Here is a 16681-nt window from a genome sequence, read left to right as displayed (position 1 = left end):
ATGACCGCAAATCCGAAACTCTCCGTCGTCGTTCCGGTGTTCAACGAACGCGACAACGTCGCACCGCTGGTGCACGAGATTACCGCCGCGCTGCGCGGCAGGACCGATTTCGAGATCGTCTACATCGACGACCACTCGCGCGACGACACGCTGCAGGTACTGCAGGTGCTCAAGGCCGAAGTGCCGGAGCTGCGCGTCATCCAGCACGTCACCCAGAGCGGCCAGAGCACCGCCGTGCGCAACGGCGTCAAGGCCGCGCGCGGCGAGTGGATCGCCACGCTGGATGGCGACGGCCAGAACGACCCGGCCGACATACCCAAACTGCTCGACAAGCGCGACGGCAGCGATGCCGGCGAAGGCATCAAGCTGTTCGCCGGCTGGCGGGTCAACCGCCAGGACAGCGGCAGCAAGCGCTGGGCCTCGCGCTGGGCCAACGCGATCCGCTCGCGGATGCTGCGCGACGACACGCCCGATACCGGCTGCGGCATCAAGCTGTTCGAACGCGCCGCGTTCCTCGACCTGCCCTACTTCGACCACATGCACCGCTACCTGCCGGCCTTGATGCAGCGCGCGGGCTGGAAGACGGTGAGCGTGCCGGTGAACCATCGCCCGCGCTCGGCCGGCGTGTCGAAGTACAACAACCTCAACCGCGCCCTTGTGGGCATCAGCGACCTGCGCGGCGTTGCATGGCTGATCAAGCGTGGCAAGGTCACTGCCGTGCGCGAGCTGAGCTGAGGTCCGGGCGATGAGCGTCGACTTCATGAACCAATCCATTTCCTGGCTGGAATGGACGGGTCTGCACATGTCGCCGTGGAAGATCATCGGCCTGACCGGCGCGCTGATGTTCGGCGGACGCTGGCTGGTGCAGTTCATCGCCTCGCGCAAGCACGGCAAGCCGGTGATCCCGCGGCTGTTCTGGTACATGAGCCTGGTCGGCAGCGTGATGACGCTGAGCTACTTCGTGTTCTCGCAGAAGCAGGACTCGGTCGGAGTGATCCAGAATCTGTTCCCGGCCTTCACCGCCGCCTACAGCCTGTACCTGGACATCAAGCACCGCGGCTGGCACCGCGACCGCGCCAGCCACTGAGCACGCTGCCCGGGTAAGCGAAGCGCACCCGGGTCCCGTTGCCGCCACCGCACCGCCACCGCACAGCGCCCGACCGCCAGACCCCGGGTGCGCTTCGCTTACCCGGGCTACGGGGTGGGGCGGGGACCATGGCCGCGCCCGGATCGTCGAACCAGCCAAACCGGCCAACGCTGCGCCTTCCGGGAATGCGAAGATCGAGGCTTCGTGCCACCACCCGGTCCTTATCTGTGAAACCACTCCTCGCGGCCCTGCTGTCCGGCCACCTCGCCCTTGCCTCCCTGGCCGCGCATGCCGGCCCCGCCGACACCCGCTTTGAAGCCATCTACAACCAGGAATGGAAGTGGCGCCAGGAGCAGACCGGCGCCGCCGACGAGGACAACGACGGCTCGTCCGACCAGCACAAGCTGCCTTCGGTCGACGCGGCCAGCCAGGGCGCACGCCTGAAGGTCTGGGAGGACGTGCTCAAGCGCCTGGACGGGATCGACACCGCCAGGCTCAGCCCGCAGAACCGCATCAACTTCGCCGTCTACAAGGCCCAGGTCGAGAACCTGGCCGCCGACGTGCGCCTGCACGGCTACGAGATGCCGTTCAACTCCGACTCCTCGTTCTGGTCGAACCTGGGCTTCATGACGCGGCGGCAGATGCGCACCGCCGAGGATTACCGCGCCTACACCGACCGCCTGGCCGACGTGCCGCGCTACTTCGACCAGCAGATCGACAACATGCGCGCCGGCCTGGCGCGCGGCTTCAGCGTGCCGCGTGCGGTGCTGGACGGCCGCGATGTCTCGATCGCGGCGGTGGCCGAGGTCACCGATCCGCAGCAGTCCAGTTTCTACGAGCCGTTCAAGCGCATGCCGGCGACGATCCCCGCCGACGAGCAGGCACGCCTGCGTGCCGCCGGCGCGGCGGCGATCCGCGATCGCATGGTCCCGGCCTACGCCAAGCTGCTGACCTTCTTCCGCGAGGAATACGTCCCGCAGGCGCGCACCACCCTGGGCGCGTCGCAGATGCCAGACGGCGAGGCCTACTACCGCCAGCAGATCCGCGAGTACACGACCCTCGATCTCGACCCCGAGCAGATCCACCAGATCGGGCTGGATGAAGTCGCACGCATCCAGGCGGAGATGGAGACGATCATCAAGCAGGTGGGGTTCAAGGGCCCGCCCAAGGAAAACACTTTCGCGGCGTTCCTGCGCTTCCTGCGCACCGACAAGCAGTTCTACGCGACCACCCCGCAGGCGCTGCTCGATCGCGCCGCCTGGATCTCCAAGCGCGTCGACGGCGAGATCGGCAAGTTCATCGGCACCCTGCCGCGCGGCCGCTTCACCATCGTGCCGGTGCCGGCCGACATCGCCCCGTTCTGGACCAGCGGTCGCGGCGGTGCCGGGACGTACTGGCTCAATACCTACGACCTGCCCTCGCGCCCGCTCTACAACCTGCCCGCGCTGACCCTGCACGAGTCCTCCCCGGGCCACGCCCTGCAGGGCTCGCTGGCCAAGGAACAGGGCGATTTGCCGGCGTTCCGCCGTGAGACCTACATCTCCGCCTATGGCGAAGGCTGGGGCCTGTACAGCGAGAGGCTCGGCAAGGAGATGGGCATCTACGAGACGCCCTACGAGGACTTCGGCCGCCTGACCTACGAGATGTGGCGCGCCTGCCGCCTGGTCATCGATACCGGCATCCACCACAAGGGCTGGACCCGCGACCAGGCCCTGGCCTACCTGCGCGACCGCACCGCCCTGAGCGAGCACGAAGTCACCACCGAGGTCGACCGCTACATTTCCTGGCCGGGCCAGGCGCTGAGCTACAAGCTGGGCGAGATCACCATCGTCCGCCTGCGCGCCGAGGCCGAGAAAGCCCTGGGCAGCCGGTTCGACATCAAGGCCTTCCACGACGCCCTGCTCAGCCAGGGCTCGGTGCCGCTGCCGGTGCTGGAAGAGCAGGTCCGCGCGTTCATCGCCAAATCGGCGGAGAAGACGGCGAAAGCGGGCTGATTTCCGCCGCTCCCGTCCACCGTCATCCCCGCGAAGGCGGGGATCCATGGACGTTGCCCCTTGTGGCTGAGGCCCAAGCGCAACATGGATCCCGGCGTTCGCCGGGATGGCGGCGATGCCCGGCCCCAGCTTGTGGATAACTACTTGCCCGACCTGCTTTTCCCGGGCATAATGCGCGGCTCGCTGCGTCCGGCTGGCCTTTAGGGGCTTGACCGGGCGGAACCCGGAAGCGCGATTCCGGCCCGCCTCGTGCCGCGAGAATTTCCTACCCGTATCGCGCACCGCCCACACCCCGGTGTGACAGCGGAGGGGCCGCCGCCTCCCTGGCCAAGGGAAGCACCATTACCTTTCGAGGTGCGTATGGCCCGTGTATGCCAAGTAACCGGTAAGCGAACGACGACTGGCAACAACGTCTCGCATGCCATGAACAAGACCCGCCGCCGTTTCCTTCCCAACCTCCATGAGCGCCGCTTCTGGGTCGCTTCCGAGAACCGTTGGGTGAAGCTGCGTGTTTCCAGTGCCGCCCTGCGCACCATCGACAAGAATGGCATCGACGCCATTCTCGCCGACCTGCGCGCCCGCGGCGAAAAGATCTGAGGAGGATCGAACCATGGCTTCCAAGCGCGACAAGATCCGCCTCATCTCTTCTGCCGGCACCGGTCATTTCTATACGACCGACAAGAACAAGAAGAACACCCCGAACAAGATGGAGGTCAAGAAGTACGACCCCGTCGTTCGCAAGCACGTGATGTACAAGGAAGGCAAGATCAAGTGACCTTCTGACCCACGCGCCACGCGCGTGGATTTGTCAGCAGGCCACCCCCGCGAAGGCGGGGATCCAGCGCCTTCAAGCTTCAAAGAGAACCCGCCGAAAGGCGGGTTTTTCTTTGGCGCATCCATATCCCGGCATGCCATAAAAAGACGGCCCCTTGCGGGGCCGAAACGGTGCATCACACACCGAGGAGGATCAGAACTTCTGGGCGTAGCGCATGTAGACGAACTGGCCGGGAACTTCGTACTGCGGGTCGTAGCTGTTGGCCGACGTGCTCGCCGAACGCGGCGGATCGCGATCGAAGATGTTGTTGATGCCCAGCGTGATGCGAGCGTTCCATGGAACGTTCACATAACCACTGACGTCGGTGTACGTGACGCTCGGGATTCTGTTCTCCGGGCGGGCACCGGCAGCGGTGATGCGGCCAGGATCCGAGCAGAGCAGCGGAATCTGCGTTGACGACACCGGCAGCGAGGCGCAGCTCTCCGTCTGGCTGGAGTAGTAGCGCAAGTTCGCCGTCAGGCCGTAGTCGCCGTACGCCCAGTTTGTGGCGAGGTTGGAACGGATGCGCCACTGGTTGTCGCGATTCCTGTACTCGCCGACACGATTTCCACCCTCCCCCGACACCGGGTCGTCCGTCACCTCGCCGTCGCCGTTTACGTCGACGTAGTACTTGGTCAGGTAGGTGCTGTCCCAGTCGATCCCGAACTTGCCGAATTTCGTCTCCGGCAACTGGTAGGAAACGTTGAAGTCGAAGCCTTCGACCTCGTACGTGCCCACGTTCAACGACGTTACGAGCAGGTTGGAGATCTGGCCGTCGCTGGCACGCGTCTGGAGTGCACACGCCGATGCGTCGTTGGCGCGGTAGCAACGGTCCAGCACTTCCTGTGCCGTCTGGGAGAAGATCGCGTCGTCGATTTCGACATTCCACCAGTCCAGGGCCAGGCCGAGTCCTTCGACGAAACTTGGGCTATAGACGAACCCCAGCGTCTTGCTGGTCGAAGTCTCCGGGCCCAGGTGGGCATTACCACCTACCGTCGTTCGGATCTGGCTGTTGGCCTGATCGTAGGCGGGGACGCCCGCGCAGGACGCTGGCGGCCGCTGGGCGGTACCCCCGACAACACCGGCACAGGGATCTGCCACCTGTTCGAAGGTGTCACTGACGCCGGAGTACAGTTCCTGGATCGAGGGCGCACGGAATCCCTCGCTGTAGTTGCCGCGAACGAGCAGGTCGTCAATGGGCTTCCACTTGAAGCCGAACTTGCTGTTGAGCGTGTCACCAAACGTGCTGTAGTCGGAATAGCGGGTTGCGACATTGAGCTCCAGCAACCTGGCGCCGGGGAGATCAGCCAGTAAAGGCAGGCTCAGTTCCAGGTAGGCTTCATCCACGCTGTAGCCGCCCGCAGTGGCGGTGCGGTTGTTACCCGTGCTGTTGCTTGATGCAGTGATCGGATCGGGCTGGTCGAAACCCGACTCGCTACGATGCTCGGCACCGAAGGAGAATGCGGCCTTTCCGCCCTGCAGCGGAAACAGTTCACCACCGATGTTGGCGTAGTAGTTCTTCAGCTCATAGCCGAAGCTGCTTATGCCGGTGAAGCTGGCGTATTCCAGCATTTCCTTCGTGAGCGTATTCGCACCCAGGAAGTTCAGGGGCACGCAACCTGCGATTTCTGCCCCCGGCGCGCCACACCGCGCCACGCCATTGCCGTCACGGAACGAGGGCCCCAGACCATGGCGCAGCGCGCGCACATCGAACAGACCCGTCTCGGTGTCCTTCTGGTTGTTCTCGCCGTAGAGGTAGCCTGCCTCCCAGGAGAACAGATTCTTGCCTGCCTCGAATTCGCCTTCCAGGTTGCCATTGAAGGCGAACGTATCCACGTCCTGGCGGAAGAGACGGCCGTTGGTCTCGGTCGCGCGCCGTTGGATGTAGCTCAGATCGCTTCCGTACGGGTTGTAGATGTTGTTCGAGCTTATGACGATGTTCTCGGACAGCGAGCCCGGGTTGCTGCGGCCGAGAACCAGGGGGCCAGCAGCCAGGAGCTGGCTGGATTCGCGCTCGTTGTAAGTCGTCGCCACCTTGAACCGGACGTTGTCGGTCAGGTCCAGCGAGCCGCTGGCGAACAGCGAAGTGCGCTCCTGCGGCGTGCGCAGGTAGTTGTCCGGGGCGAAGTTGTACGAGTCCGACGTGCCGAAGGGTCGCCAGTCGCCTGCCCCGGTTCCCGTTGCCACGAGAAATCCTGGCGTTCCGTCCGGACGCACCGGCGCGGCGTTTCCATTGTTGGACCCAAGGATGCCGAAGCGGCCCGCGGGCGATGTCGAACTGTTGCCCGTGCCGGGTGTCGCACCGAAGAACGGTACCGCGGAGATCTCGCGATCTCCGGCGAAGACCGGCTCTTCCTTTACATACCCGACGCCCAGCATCGCGTTCCAGCGATCGCCCGAGGAGCCGATGGTGAAGTCGTAGGACTGGCGCTCGCCGTCGCCCTTGTCGTACTGGCCGAGGTAGGCGTTGGCTTCGGCGCCGTCGAAGTCCTGGCGCAGGATCACGTTGACGACACCCGCAATGGCGTCGGAACCGTAGATCGTCGATGCGCCATCCTTGAGTACTTCGATCCGCTCCACTGCCGCGGTTGGGATCGTATTGAGGTCCACGGCGCCGCCCAGGCCGGTGCCGCCGACCCAGCGCTTTCCGTTCACCAGCACGAGGGTTCGACTTGAACCGAGATTGCGCAGGCTGACGCGGGTCTCGCCGTTGCCGCCGTTGTTGTAGCTGGAGTTGAGGGTCGAACCTCCAGCGCTGATTCTCTGGATCACATCACCAATGGACGTCAGCCCCTGTGCACTGATGTCCTCACGGCTCAGCGAGAAGATCGGTTGCGATGTCTCGATGTCGGCGCGCTTGATGCGCGAGCCGGTCACTTCAATGCGGTCGAGTGTCGTGGCGCCCTTGTCACTGGATTCCTGTGCGCCGGCGATTGCCGGCGCCAGTGCGATCGCGATACCTGCCGGCAGCATGCCGACGCGCACCGCGGTGCGCAGGTTGCGGTGTTCCATGTAGTGAATCTCCGAATATTTGTTATGGGCGCGTTAAGCGCCTACCAACCTTATTCCGGAGTTCTTGATCGCGTTTTTCCGCAGGAATCTGACAGCGTCGCTATTGGCGTTCAGTTCTTTTGCATTGGAAACCCGCCGCCTTTGCAGAATCAGGTCTGCGTCGCGTCGTGCAGCCCGGTACTCCGATGCGGTCATGCCGAAGCGCGCGCGGAAGCTGCGGGCGAAGCTGCAACTGTTGTCGAAGCCGCTGGCAGCGCCGACTTCACCGATGGTCATCAGCGTCGACGCGAGCAGGCTGGCGGCGTGGTCCAGTCGCATCCGAGCCGATGCCGCCAGCGGGCTTTCGCCGTAGAGCTTGTGGAACAGCTTGGAGAAGTACCAGGTCGAGAAGCGCGTACGCTCGGCCAGTTCGCTGATGCGGACGATGCGATGGCAATGCCCTTCCAGGTACAGGCTGGCGCGTTGCATCCGCTCGAACACCTGCCGCTTGCGCCCCAGTGATGCACCCGGGCACAGGCCCAGCCGCGCGCGGTACTCGGCCTGCATCTCCTCGAGGAACAGCAGCATCGAGCGCAGCGGCGCCTGGATGCGGCCGGTGCGGCCGTCATGGTCCATGTTGCGTGATGCCCGGTACCACATGCGCGCCACCGCCCTGACCTGGCACGGCTTGAGGCGTCCGCGGCCGACATACAGGCCGAAATCGGAGAAGCGGCCCATCGCCCGCAACGCGTCCTCGGTGATGGTGAGGCCGATGCAGATGCCGTCGTGATCGGGTTGGATCTGTGGCATCGAGTCCTTCGCGAACGCGATCCAGTCGCCGGTGTGCAGGTAGAACCGGCCTTCCTTGGCTTCCACCCAGGAACCGGCGCGCATCTGCACCCAGATCGACAGGTCCTGGCTGGACAACTCGACACTTCCCAGGCGCGATGCGCCGACGCACCTCGCCCACTGATTTTCGGCCGGACCAACCCGCAACAGTTGACCGCGGTCCGCCCACTTTGCTCGTTCCATAGGATCTGACTGACGTGTGAGGGTGTTCAGGCTCACTTGGCGTGGCCGATGAGTACATAAGAACCTTCTCAAAGTGACCTTGGGCATTGACCTGCGACGGCGGCGGCCGGGTGACCGGGGTCGGGGCGTCGGAGAACTCCGCCCGGTCCATGCCGTCATCACGCACACGTGATCCAATGCCGCCATGCCCTTCGACCTGCATGCCGGTTACTGGCTGTTCTTCCTGGATTGGCTGATCCGCCTGGCCGCGCTGGCCTGGATTCCGGTTCGCAGCCCGCCAGCGGCGGCGCGCAGCTGGTTGCTGCTGGTCGGCTTCGTGCCGCTGCTCGGATTGCCGCTGTATCTGGTGCTTGGCCATCCCTGGCTGGCGCGGCAAAGGCGCGAGCGCCAGGCGCTGGCGTCACGTGTCATCCGCGAACGCCAGGACGGCCTGCGCCAGTGGCGCTGGCTGCCGCCGGGAGGCGAAGGCGAAGCCAGCGCTGACGTTCCGCGCCTGGCCGAGCGGTTGGGCGATTTCATGCCGACACGCGGCAACGGCATCGAGCTGCTCGACGACTACGAACAATCGCTGGCCTCGCTGCTGGCCGACATCGACGGCGCGCGCGAGGAAGTGCACCTGCTGTACTACCTGATGTTCGACGATCGCGTCGGCACTGCGGTCGTCGCCGCGCTGCAGCGTGCTGCCGCGCGCGGCGTGCGCTGCCGGGTGCTGCTCGATGCGGTCGGCGCCAAGCCGGGGCTGCGTGCGTTCGCGCGGCCGCTGCGGGAGTCCGGCATCGAGGTCCACGCGATGCTGGCCGGCGGCCTGGCCTGGCGCAGCCTGTCGCGCATGGACCTGCGCAACCACCGCAAGCTGGCGGTGATCGATCGCCGGGTCGGCTACGTCGGTTCGCAGAACCTGGCGGAGCCGGAGTTCGTGCGCGAACGTCCCAATCGCGAACTGGTCGCGCGCGTGCAAGGGCCGGCGGTGCGGCAGATGGCGGGGCTGTTCGCCAGCGACTGGCTGATCGAGACCGGTGGGCGCCTGCAGGCCGACGGCGATTACATCGGCACCGGCGCGGCACCGGCGCAGCTTCTGCCGGGCGGGCCGGCCTACCCGTTCCAGAACGCGCGCAACGTCGTGGTCGCACTGATCCAGCACGCGCGCCGGCGGGTCGTGCTGACCACGCCGTACTTCGTTCCCGATGACGTCACCCTCGGCGCGCTGCACCTGGCCGCGCTGTCGGGCGTGGAAGTGCAGCTGGTGCTGTCGCAGAGCAACAACCAGAACCTGACACGGTGGGCGCAGCGGTCCTACTACGAGGAGCTGCTGGAGGCCGGCGTGCGCATCGCGCTGTACCGGCCGCACTTCCTCCACGCCAAGCACCTGAGTGTCGACGACGACATCGCCCTGATCGGTTCGATCAACCTCGACATCCGCTCCTTCGCGCTCAACGCCGAGGTCGGACTGCTGTGCTACGACCGCGCCGTGGTCGAGCGGCTGCGCGGCATCGAGGAGGACTACCTGGCCGATGCCGAGATCCTCGCGCTGGACAGCTGGCGCGCCCGCCCGGCCTGGCGCCGCAGCGTGGAGGGGATCGCCCGGCTGGCCGATTCGCTGATCTAGCGCTCGCCCTGCCCCGCTTTGGTCGTAGAGCCGCCGCGCCAGCGCGGGTCTACACTGCCGGCATGGCTGCAAAGGGCGCATACCGGTGATCCCAGGCTGGATCCTGCTGCTGGTGTCGGCGGGCTACGTCGGCGTGCTGTTCGTGGTTGCCTACTACGGCGACCAGCGCGACATCGCGCCCAAAGCGCGCTGGCTGCGGCCGGCCGTGTACTCGCTGGCGCTGGCGGTGTACTGCTCGTCGTGGACGTTCTACGGCGCGGTAGGCACCGCCGCGCGCACCGGGCTGGGCTTCCTGCCGATCTACCTGGGCCCGCTGCTGATGCTCGCCTTCGGCTGGCGCATCCTCGAGCGCCTGGTGCTGATCTCCGGGCAGAACCGCATCGTCTCCATCGCCGACTTCCTGTCTTCGCGCTACGGTCGCGCGCCCGGCCTGGCGGCACTGGTGGCGGCGGTGGCGCTGACCGCGGCGGTGCCCTACGTCGCCCTGCAGTTCAAGGCGGTGGCGATGAGCGTGGAAGTGCTGGCCAACGTGCCCAGCGACGCCGGGCTGCTCAAGGACCCGGCGTTCTATGTCGCCCTGCTGCTGGCGGTGTTCGCCATCCTGTTCGGTACGCGCCAGATCGATGCGACCGAGCACCATCGCGGCATGGTGCTGGCGGTGGCGCTGGAATCGCTGGTGAAGCTGCTGGCGTTCCTCGCCATCGGCCTGTTCGCGCTGTTCCATCTGCCGGGCATCGGCTCATTGCCCGAACGCATGGTGCAGGCGGCCAGCATCGTGACCGCGCCCGGCGTGCCGGCCGGCTTCGTTGCCCAGACCCTGCTCGCCTTCGCCGCGATCGTCTGCCTGCCGCGCCAGTTCCATGTTGCCGTGGTCGAGTGCCAGGACCCGTCCGACCTGCGCTCGGCGCGCTGGATGTTCGGCGCCTACCTGGTGCTGATCTCGCTGCTGGTGGTGCCGATCACGCTCACCGGCCAGGCCCTGCTCGCCGGCACCGGCGCGTCGCCGGACACCTATGTGCTGGCGCTGCCGCTGGCACTGAAGCAGGAGTCGCTGGCGCTGATCGTCTACGTCGGCGGCTTCTCCGCGGCCACCGGCATGGTCATCGTCGCCAGCGTCGCCCTGGCGACGATGGTCAGCAACGACCTCATCGTGCCGCTGCTGCTGCGCAGTGGCGCGCTGCACGAGGGCCAGGGCATCGACCGTCAGGTGCTGTGGGTGCGTCGCATCACCATCCTCGCGCTGGCGATGATGGCGTACGCCTACCACCGCGGCTCGGCCTATTACGGACGTGCCGCCGAAGACACCCTGGCCCAGCACGGCCTGCTCGCGTTCGCCGCGGTCGCGCAGTTCGCGCCGGCACTGATCGGCGGCCTGTACTGGCGCGGCGCCAGCCGGTCGGGTGCGTTCGCCGGCCTGTTCGCCGGCACGGTGCTGTGGCTGTACACGCTGCTGCTGCCGGCACTGGCGCGCGGCGGCTGGTTCGGCGCGGGCTGGCTCGAGCACGGGCCGCTCGGCGTGGACTGGTTGCAGCCGGAGCAGCTGTTCGGCCTGCACGGCTGGGATCCGCTGACCCACGGCACGTTCTGGTCGCTGCTGTTCAACGTCGGCGTGTTCCTGTTCGTGTCGGTGCGGCAGCGGCCGCGCCTGCAGGAACAGCTGCTGGCGTCGCCCTACCTGGATCCCTACGTGCAGCGGCCCGCGCTCGGCCCGGGTGGCTGGGCGGGCAGCGTGCGCGGCAGCGAACTGCTGGCGCTGGCCGAGCGCATCGTCGGCGAGCGCCATGCACGCCGCGCCTTCGAGGAGTACGCGCAGCAGCAGGGCCAGGCGTGGCAACCCGAACAGCCGGCCGACCGTGCGCTGGCGCAGTTCACCGAGCGCCTGCTGGCGTCGGCGATCGGCGCCGCCTCGGCGCGCCTGACCCTGACCACGGCCCTGCGCGGCTCGGGGATGGAGCTGGGCGAAGTGGTCGCGCTCCTCGACGAAGCCAACCAGGAGCTGCGCTTCAACCGCCAGATCCTGTCGACGACGCTGGAAAACATCAGCCAGGGCGTCAGCGTGGTCGATGCGGAAATGCGCCTGGTGGCCTGGAACCGCCGCTACCAGGAACTGTTCGAGTACCCCGACGGCATGCTCTATGTCGGCCGCCCGGTCAGCGACCTCATCCGCTGGAATGCCGAACGCGGCGAGATGGGGCCGGGACAGACCGAGGCGCAGGTGCAGCGGCGCCTGTCGCACCTTCGTGCCGGTGCGCCGCACGTGTTCGAACGCGTGCGCGCCAATGGCCAGGTCATCGAGATGCGCGGACGGCCGCTGCCCGGCGGTTACGTCACCACCTACAGCGACGTCACCGACTACAAGCGCGCCGAGCAGGGGCTGCGCGAGGTCAACGAAACGCTGGAGCTGCGCGTGGAATTGCGCACGCGCGAGGCCGAATCGGCGCAGCAGTCGAAGACGCGCTTCCTGGCGGCGATCAGCCACGACGTCCTGCAACCGCTCAACGCTGCGCGGCTGTTCGCCAGTGCGCTGCGCGAGACGCCCGACCCGGTCGAGCAGAACCGCCTGGCCGAACGTGTCGACGCATCGCTGCGCGCCGCCGAGGACCTGCTCGACGGCCTGCTCGACATCTCGCGCCTGGACGCCGGCGCACTGCGAATCGAGATCGTCGACTTCGACGTCAACGAACTCCTGCGCGAGCTGGTGGCGCAGTACGCGCCGGTGGCCTCCGGGCGTGGCCTGCAGTTGCGCGTGCGCGCGCCGGACCGGCCACGGCCGGTGCGCAGCGATCGCCGCCTGCTGCGCCGTGCGCTGCAGAATTTCCTGGCCAATGCGCTGCGCTACACGCGCGAAGGCGGCGTGCTGATCGCCGCGCGGGTGCGCGACGGCGCCGTCGAACTGCAGGTGTGGGACACCGGGCCCGGCATCTCCGAACACCATCTGGCGCAGATCTTCGACGAGTTCCGCCGCTTCGATCATCCCGGCACCAGCGGCGAACGCGGCCTCGGCCTGGGCCTGTCGATCTGCCAGCGCATCGCGCGCACGCTGGAGCATCCGCTGCGGGTGCGGTCGCGGATCGGCGTTGGCAGCGTGTTCTCGATCACCGTGCCGTTCGGCCGTGCGATGTACGCGGCGCCGCTGCCGGAACCGCACCTGATGGTCGGTGGCGATTCGCTGGCCGGCCTGCGCGTGCTGTGCGTGGACAACGACCGCGAGATCCTCGACGGCATGCGCAGCCTCCTGCAACGCTGGGGCGTGACCACACTGACCGCGGCCACCGCCGATGAAGCACTGGCGTTGCTGACCGAATGCCCGGACGTGGCCCTGGTCGACTATCACCTGCACGACCGCCTCGATGGCCTGGGCGTGATCGAGGAACTGCGCGTCCAGTGCGGTCGCGACCTGCCGGCGGCATTGCTGACGGGCGACGGCAGCGACGCCCTCAAGCTGGCGGCGCGCGAGCGCGGTTGCCGGGTGCTGACCAAGCCAATCAAGCCGGCCTCGCTACGCGCTTTCCTGGCGGCGCAGCGCCAGGCGGTGCAGGCGTGAGCGCTACCTGGACGCCGTAGAGGTCACACGCCAGACGACGTTTCCGACATCGTCGGCGACCAGCAATGCGCCACTGCGGTCTGTCGCCACACCCACCGGACGGCCGCGGGCATTGCCGGCGTCGTCGAGGAATCCGCTCAGCACGTCGCGGATCGCGCCGCTGGGCATGCCGTCGCGGAACGGCACGAAGACCACCTTGTAACCGTTTAGCGGCTTGCGATTCCACGAGCCGTGCAGGCCGACGAAGGCACCCTCGGCGTAGTCGCCGCCCAGTGCGTCGCTGCTGGCGAACGTCAGCCCGAGCGGGGCGACGTGCGAGCCCAATGCGTAGTCCGGTCGACGCGCGCTGGCCACCAGGTCGGGACGCTGTGGCTTTACCCGCGTATCGACGTGCTGGCCGAAATAGCTGTACGGCCAGCCGTAGAAGGCACCGCGGTCGACGCGCGTCAGGTAATCGGGCACCAGGTCGTTGCCGAGCTCGTCGCGCTCGTTGACCACCGCCCACAGCTGGTGGCTGCGCGGCTCCCAAGCCAGGCCGACCGGATTGCGCAGGCCACTGGCGTATACGCGCTGGCTGCCACTGGCGGCGTCGAGCTCGAGCACGGCGGCGCGATTGGCCTCGGCCTCCATGCCGTTCTCGGCGATGTTGCTGTTGGATCCGACGCCGATGTAGAAACGGCTGCCGTCGGACGCGGGCAGCAGGCTCTTGGTCCAGTGGTGGTTGAACTTGTCGCCGGCCTTGCCCGGCAGGTCGGCGACCTTCGTGGGTGTTGCAGACAGGCGCGTATCACCGGCGTTGTAATGCGCGCGCATCAGCGAGTCGGTGTTGGCGATGTACAGCGTGTCGCCGACCAGGGCCATGCCGAAGGGTGAGCTGAGATTGCTGGCGAACACGCTGCGGGTTTCGGCGACGCCGTCGCCATTGCGGTCGCGCAGCAGGGTGATGCGGTTCGCGCTCGGCACCGCGCCGCCGGCGCGCTTCTTCACCGCGCCCATGACCTTGCCCTTGATGCCACCGATGCCGGATCGGCCCGGCGGTGCGTTGGATTCGGCGACCAGTACGTCGCCATTGGGCAACACGTACAGCCAGCGCGGGTGATCCAGGCCGGTGGCATATGCCTGGACCGAAAGCCCGGCCGCGGCCGTGGGCGTGGTGTTGGCGGGCCATCCTTGGGCGGGCGCGATGTTGACGGTCGGGATCGCCGATGGCGCGGGCTTGGCGATCACCGGATCCGGTCCGGTGTCCTCGCCCGACGACAGCGAGGCCTGGCCGGCGCACGCCGACAACGTCGCAACCAGGCCCAGGCAAGTGGCACAGCGCATTGATGAGTGCATGCAGCCTCCTGTGCGCGCATGTGATGCGGTTGCAAGCACTACGCCGGCGGTCGTCGTCCGAACGTGATATCGCAATTGGGGTGGCGGCTACTGTTCAGATCTGTCGACGTCGCGTGCAGGCGCGTCAGTCGCACGGTCCCGCGGTCAATGCCGCGAAACGGCGCTGCATCTCCTGCGGCGTCACGTCCTCGATGCTGTGGCCGATATTCCAGCGGTGGCCGAACGGATCGCGGACGACACCGGAGCGCTCGCCGTAGAACTGGTCGCGCGCCGGCATCACCAGCGTCGCCCCGGCCGATACCGCCTGCTCGATCACCGCATCGGCGTTGTCGACGTGCACGTGCAGGGTCACGCTGCTGGACGCCGCCGGATCGGGTGCAAGGATGTCGTACTCGGGGTATTCCTCGCACAGCATCAGGGTGGTTCCGGCGATCGAGACTTCGGCATGACCGATGCGGCCGCCGGCGTCGACCAGGCGCAGTGTTTCGCTGGCACCGAAGACCTCACGGTAGAAGTCGATGGCCGATTGCGCATTGCAGACACAGAGGTAGGCGAACAGTTCGCGGGTGGACATGGCGGCCTCGCGGCAGTGGGTGTGCGTGGACGTTAGATCCGCGGGGCACCGGCGTCTTGAAGGAAATTGACCACGGCGACGTGGGCTTCGCCACGCACCGGCGCCCGCTTGTAGGCCTGCGGTGTCATGCCGGACAGCTCGCGGAACTCGCGGTTGAAGTGCGCCTGGTCGCTGTAGCCGGCGTCAAAGGCGATCTCGGCCAGGCGTTGTCCGCGCGCGAGCAGCCCGAGCGCATGGCGGAAGCGCAGCACGCGGGCATAGGCCTTCGGTGCAAGGCCCGTGGCTGCACGAAATCGCGCCAGCAGCAATCGATGACTTAGTCCGCTGGCCCGGGCCAGGGATGCGACCGGAGCACCCTGGCCGAGGCCCTGCATCGTCTGCGCGATCGCCGGGTGCATCGCCCGCACCGGGCGCAGGTGCGCCAGCAGTGCGCTTTGCAGAAGGTCGAGCTGGCGCGACTCGTCGTCGCATTCAAGCAGCTGCGCGTGCAGTCGCTGTGCGGCAGCGCCCCATAGCGCGTCCAGGGGCGTGTGGCTGGCAGCCAGTTCGTCGGCGTCGCAACCGAACAGGGCCTGTGTTGCACCGGGTCGCAGGATCACACCGACCGATCGCGAGGGTTGCGTGGTGTCCTTGACGTAGAAGCCGGCGCGGGCGCCGGCCACGACCGCAGCCGACAGGGTCTCGCCGCGCAGGTCGTCGACGTCGCGATACAACCGCAGCGGGCCGTCGAGGCGGACGGCGATGTGCATCCCGTTGCAGGGCAACACGTGCTCGCGCGGTGCGAGCGATTGCGCCGGCGCAGCGCTGGCCCAGACCGCTTCGACATACGGTCGCAGTGCTGGCAGGGGACGCCGCAGGCTCATGGCCGCAGGGTACACCGTAGCCCGGGTAAGCGAAGCGCACCCGGGGTTCATGCGTGCGGACCCCGGGTGCGCTTCGCTTACCCGGGCTACGGCAGGGCTATCGACTTCTTCCGGGGCGACACGCGTGAATCCCGGGTGCGCTTCGCTTACCCGGGCTACGGGTGGGTTACTCGACTTCTTCGGGGGGCGGGACGATCGCGCTGGGGTCCAGGGCGAGGCGGCCGGCGATCAGCACGGCCTGGGTGCGGTTGCTGGCTCCGAGCTTGCGCAGGATCGCAGTCACGTGGGCCTTCACCGTCGCCTCCGACACGCCCAGCTCGTAGCCGATCTGCTTGTTGAGCAGGCCGGAGCCGAGCATCTGCAGCACGCGGAACTGTTGCGGCGTGAGGTCGCGCAGGCGCTGCGCGGCGTCGTGTTCGTCGGCGTGCGCGGCCGGCGCCGACAGCGCCGCCGCCGGCGCCCAACGGTCGCCGTCGAGTACGCGCGTGATCGCTTCGCCCAGCGTCGCCGCATCGGCCGACTTGGGGATGAAGCCGACCGCGCCGTGGTCGAGCGCGCGGCGCATGACCGTGGGCTCCTCGCGCGCCGACACGACCACGATGGGAAGTTGCGGGTGCAGCCCGCGCAGGTGCACGAGGGCGCTGAAGCCCTGCGCGCCTGGCATGTTCAGGTCGAGCAGCAGCAGGTCGGCGTCGGGCTCTGCTTCCACCAGCGTGTACAGGGCTTCGACGCTGTCGGCCTCGCGCAGCTGTGCCTCGGGCAGCACCCGCGCGACCGCGCCGCGCAGGGCTTCGCGGAACAGCGGGTGGTCGTCGGCGATCAGCAGGGTCGGCATCGGCTG

13 protein-coding genes are annotated in these 16681 nt (G+C 67.4%); 7 read left to right on the top strand and 6 right to left on the bottom strand.

The annotated features are described in order from the left end of the window. The 5 genes from MNR01_RS11610 to rpmG all read left to right on the top strand — a co-directional run bounded on the left by MNR01_RS11610 (nucleotide 1) and on the right by rpmG (nucleotide 3856). Nucleotides 1-735 carry a glycosyltransferase family 2 protein gene (locus MNR01_RS11610; RefSeq protein ID WP_241917957.1) on the top strand — a complete coding sequence of 245 codons (735 nt, stop codon included), beginning with the start codon at nucleotides 1-3 and terminating at the stop codon, nucleotides 733-735. A gap of 10 nt (nucleotides 736-745) precedes the next feature. Continuing rightward, nucleotides 746-1087, top strand: coding sequence for a lipid-A-disaccharide synthase N-terminal domain-containing protein (locus tag MNR01_RS11605; RefSeq protein WP_241917956.1), 342 nt, complete (start codon nucleotides 746-748; stop codon nucleotides 1085-1087). A 185-nt stretch (nucleotides 1088-1272) separates the two neighbouring features. After that, entirely contained in the window at nucleotides 1273-3081 is a 1809-nt protein-coding gene (locus tag MNR01_RS11600; RefSeq protein ID WP_241920598.1) for a DUF885 family protein, read from the top strand. A 360-nt stretch (nucleotides 3082-3441) separates the two neighbouring features. Then, nucleotides 3442-3678 carry a 50S ribosomal protein L28 gene (gene rpmB, locus MNR01_RS11595; protein WP_158731856.1) on the top strand — a complete coding sequence of 79 codons (237 nt, stop codon included), beginning with the start codon at nucleotides 3442-3444 and terminating at the stop codon, nucleotides 3676-3678. A 13-nt stretch (nucleotides 3679-3691) separates the two neighbouring features. Continuing rightward, the gene (rpmG, locus tag MNR01_RS11590; RefSeq protein ID WP_137851610.1) at nucleotides 3692-3856 is read left to right on the top strand and encodes a 50S ribosomal protein L33; all 165 of its coding nucleotides are present in this window, start codon (nucleotides 3692-3694) and stop codon (nucleotides 3854-3856) included. A 192-nt stretch (nucleotides 3857-4048) separates the two neighbouring features. On the opposite strand, the gene MNR01_RS11585 is transcribed toward rpmG, so the two are convergent. Both MNR01_RS11585 and MNR01_RS11580 read right to left on the bottom strand, forming a co-directional pair. Beyond that, nucleotides 4049-6907: a TonB-dependent receptor gene (locus tag MNR01_RS11585; protein WP_345779007.1), complete on the bottom strand. Its 2859-nt coding sequence runs from the start codon at nucleotides 6905-6907 to the stop codon at nucleotides 4049-4051. 33 nt (nucleotides 6908-6940) lie between these two features. Beyond that, entirely contained in the window at nucleotides 6941-7813 is an 873-nt protein-coding gene (locus MNR01_RS11580; protein WP_241917955.1) for a helix-turn-helix transcriptional regulator, read from the bottom strand. 289 nt (nucleotides 7814-8102) lie between these two features. On the opposite strand from MNR01_RS11580, the gene cls reads away from it, so the two are divergent. Next, entirely contained in the window at nucleotides 8103-9524 is a 1422-nt protein-coding gene (cls, locus tag MNR01_RS11575) for a cardiolipin synthase (protein WP_241917954.1), read from the top strand. Between the two features lie 85 nt (nucleotides 9525-9609). Next, on the top strand, nucleotides 9610-13068 hold the full coding sequence (locus MNR01_RS11570; RefSeq protein ID WP_241917953.1) for a PAS domain-containing hybrid sensor histidine kinase/response regulator: 3459 nt from the start codon (nucleotides 9610-9612) through the stop codon (nucleotides 13066-13068). Between the two features lie 3 nt (nucleotides 13069-13071). Here MNR01_RS11570 and MNR01_RS11565 read toward each other — a convergent pair whose 3' ends face one another. The 4 genes from MNR01_RS11565 to MNR01_RS11550 form a co-directional block, all read right to left on the bottom strand. Then, entirely contained in the window at nucleotides 13072-14391 is a 1320-nt protein-coding gene (locus MNR01_RS11565) for a sorbosone dehydrogenase family protein (protein ID WP_241917952.1), read from the bottom strand. Between the two features lie 136 nt (nucleotides 14392-14527). Then, nucleotides 14528-14977 carry a VOC family protein gene (locus MNR01_RS11560; protein ID WP_241917951.1) on the bottom strand — a complete coding sequence of 150 codons (450 nt, stop codon included), beginning with the start codon at nucleotides 14975-14977 and terminating at the stop codon, nucleotides 14528-14530. A 32-nt stretch (nucleotides 14978-15009) separates the two neighbouring features. Continuing rightward, the gene (locus MNR01_RS11555; RefSeq protein WP_241917950.1) at nucleotides 15010-15840 is read right to left on the bottom strand and encodes a helix-turn-helix transcriptional regulator; all 831 of its coding nucleotides are present in this window, start codon (nucleotides 15838-15840) and stop codon (nucleotides 15010-15012) included. A 166-nt stretch (nucleotides 15841-16006) separates the two neighbouring features. Further along, nucleotides 16007-16675, bottom strand: coding sequence for a response regulator transcription factor (locus tag MNR01_RS11550; protein ID WP_241917949.1), 669 nt, complete (start codon nucleotides 16673-16675; stop codon nucleotides 16007-16009). Between the last annotated feature and the right edge of the window lie 6 nt (nucleotides 16676-16681).

Origin of the sequence: Lysobacter sp. S4-A87 (assembly GCF_022637455.1) — a bacterium.
In the GTDB taxonomy this organism is placed as follows: domain Bacteria; phylum Pseudomonadota; class Gammaproteobacteria; order Xanthomonadales; family Xanthomonadaceae; genus Lysobacter_J.
Note: the sequence above shows the minus strand (reverse complement) of the source record. Positions and strands in the feature narration are given on the sequence as shown.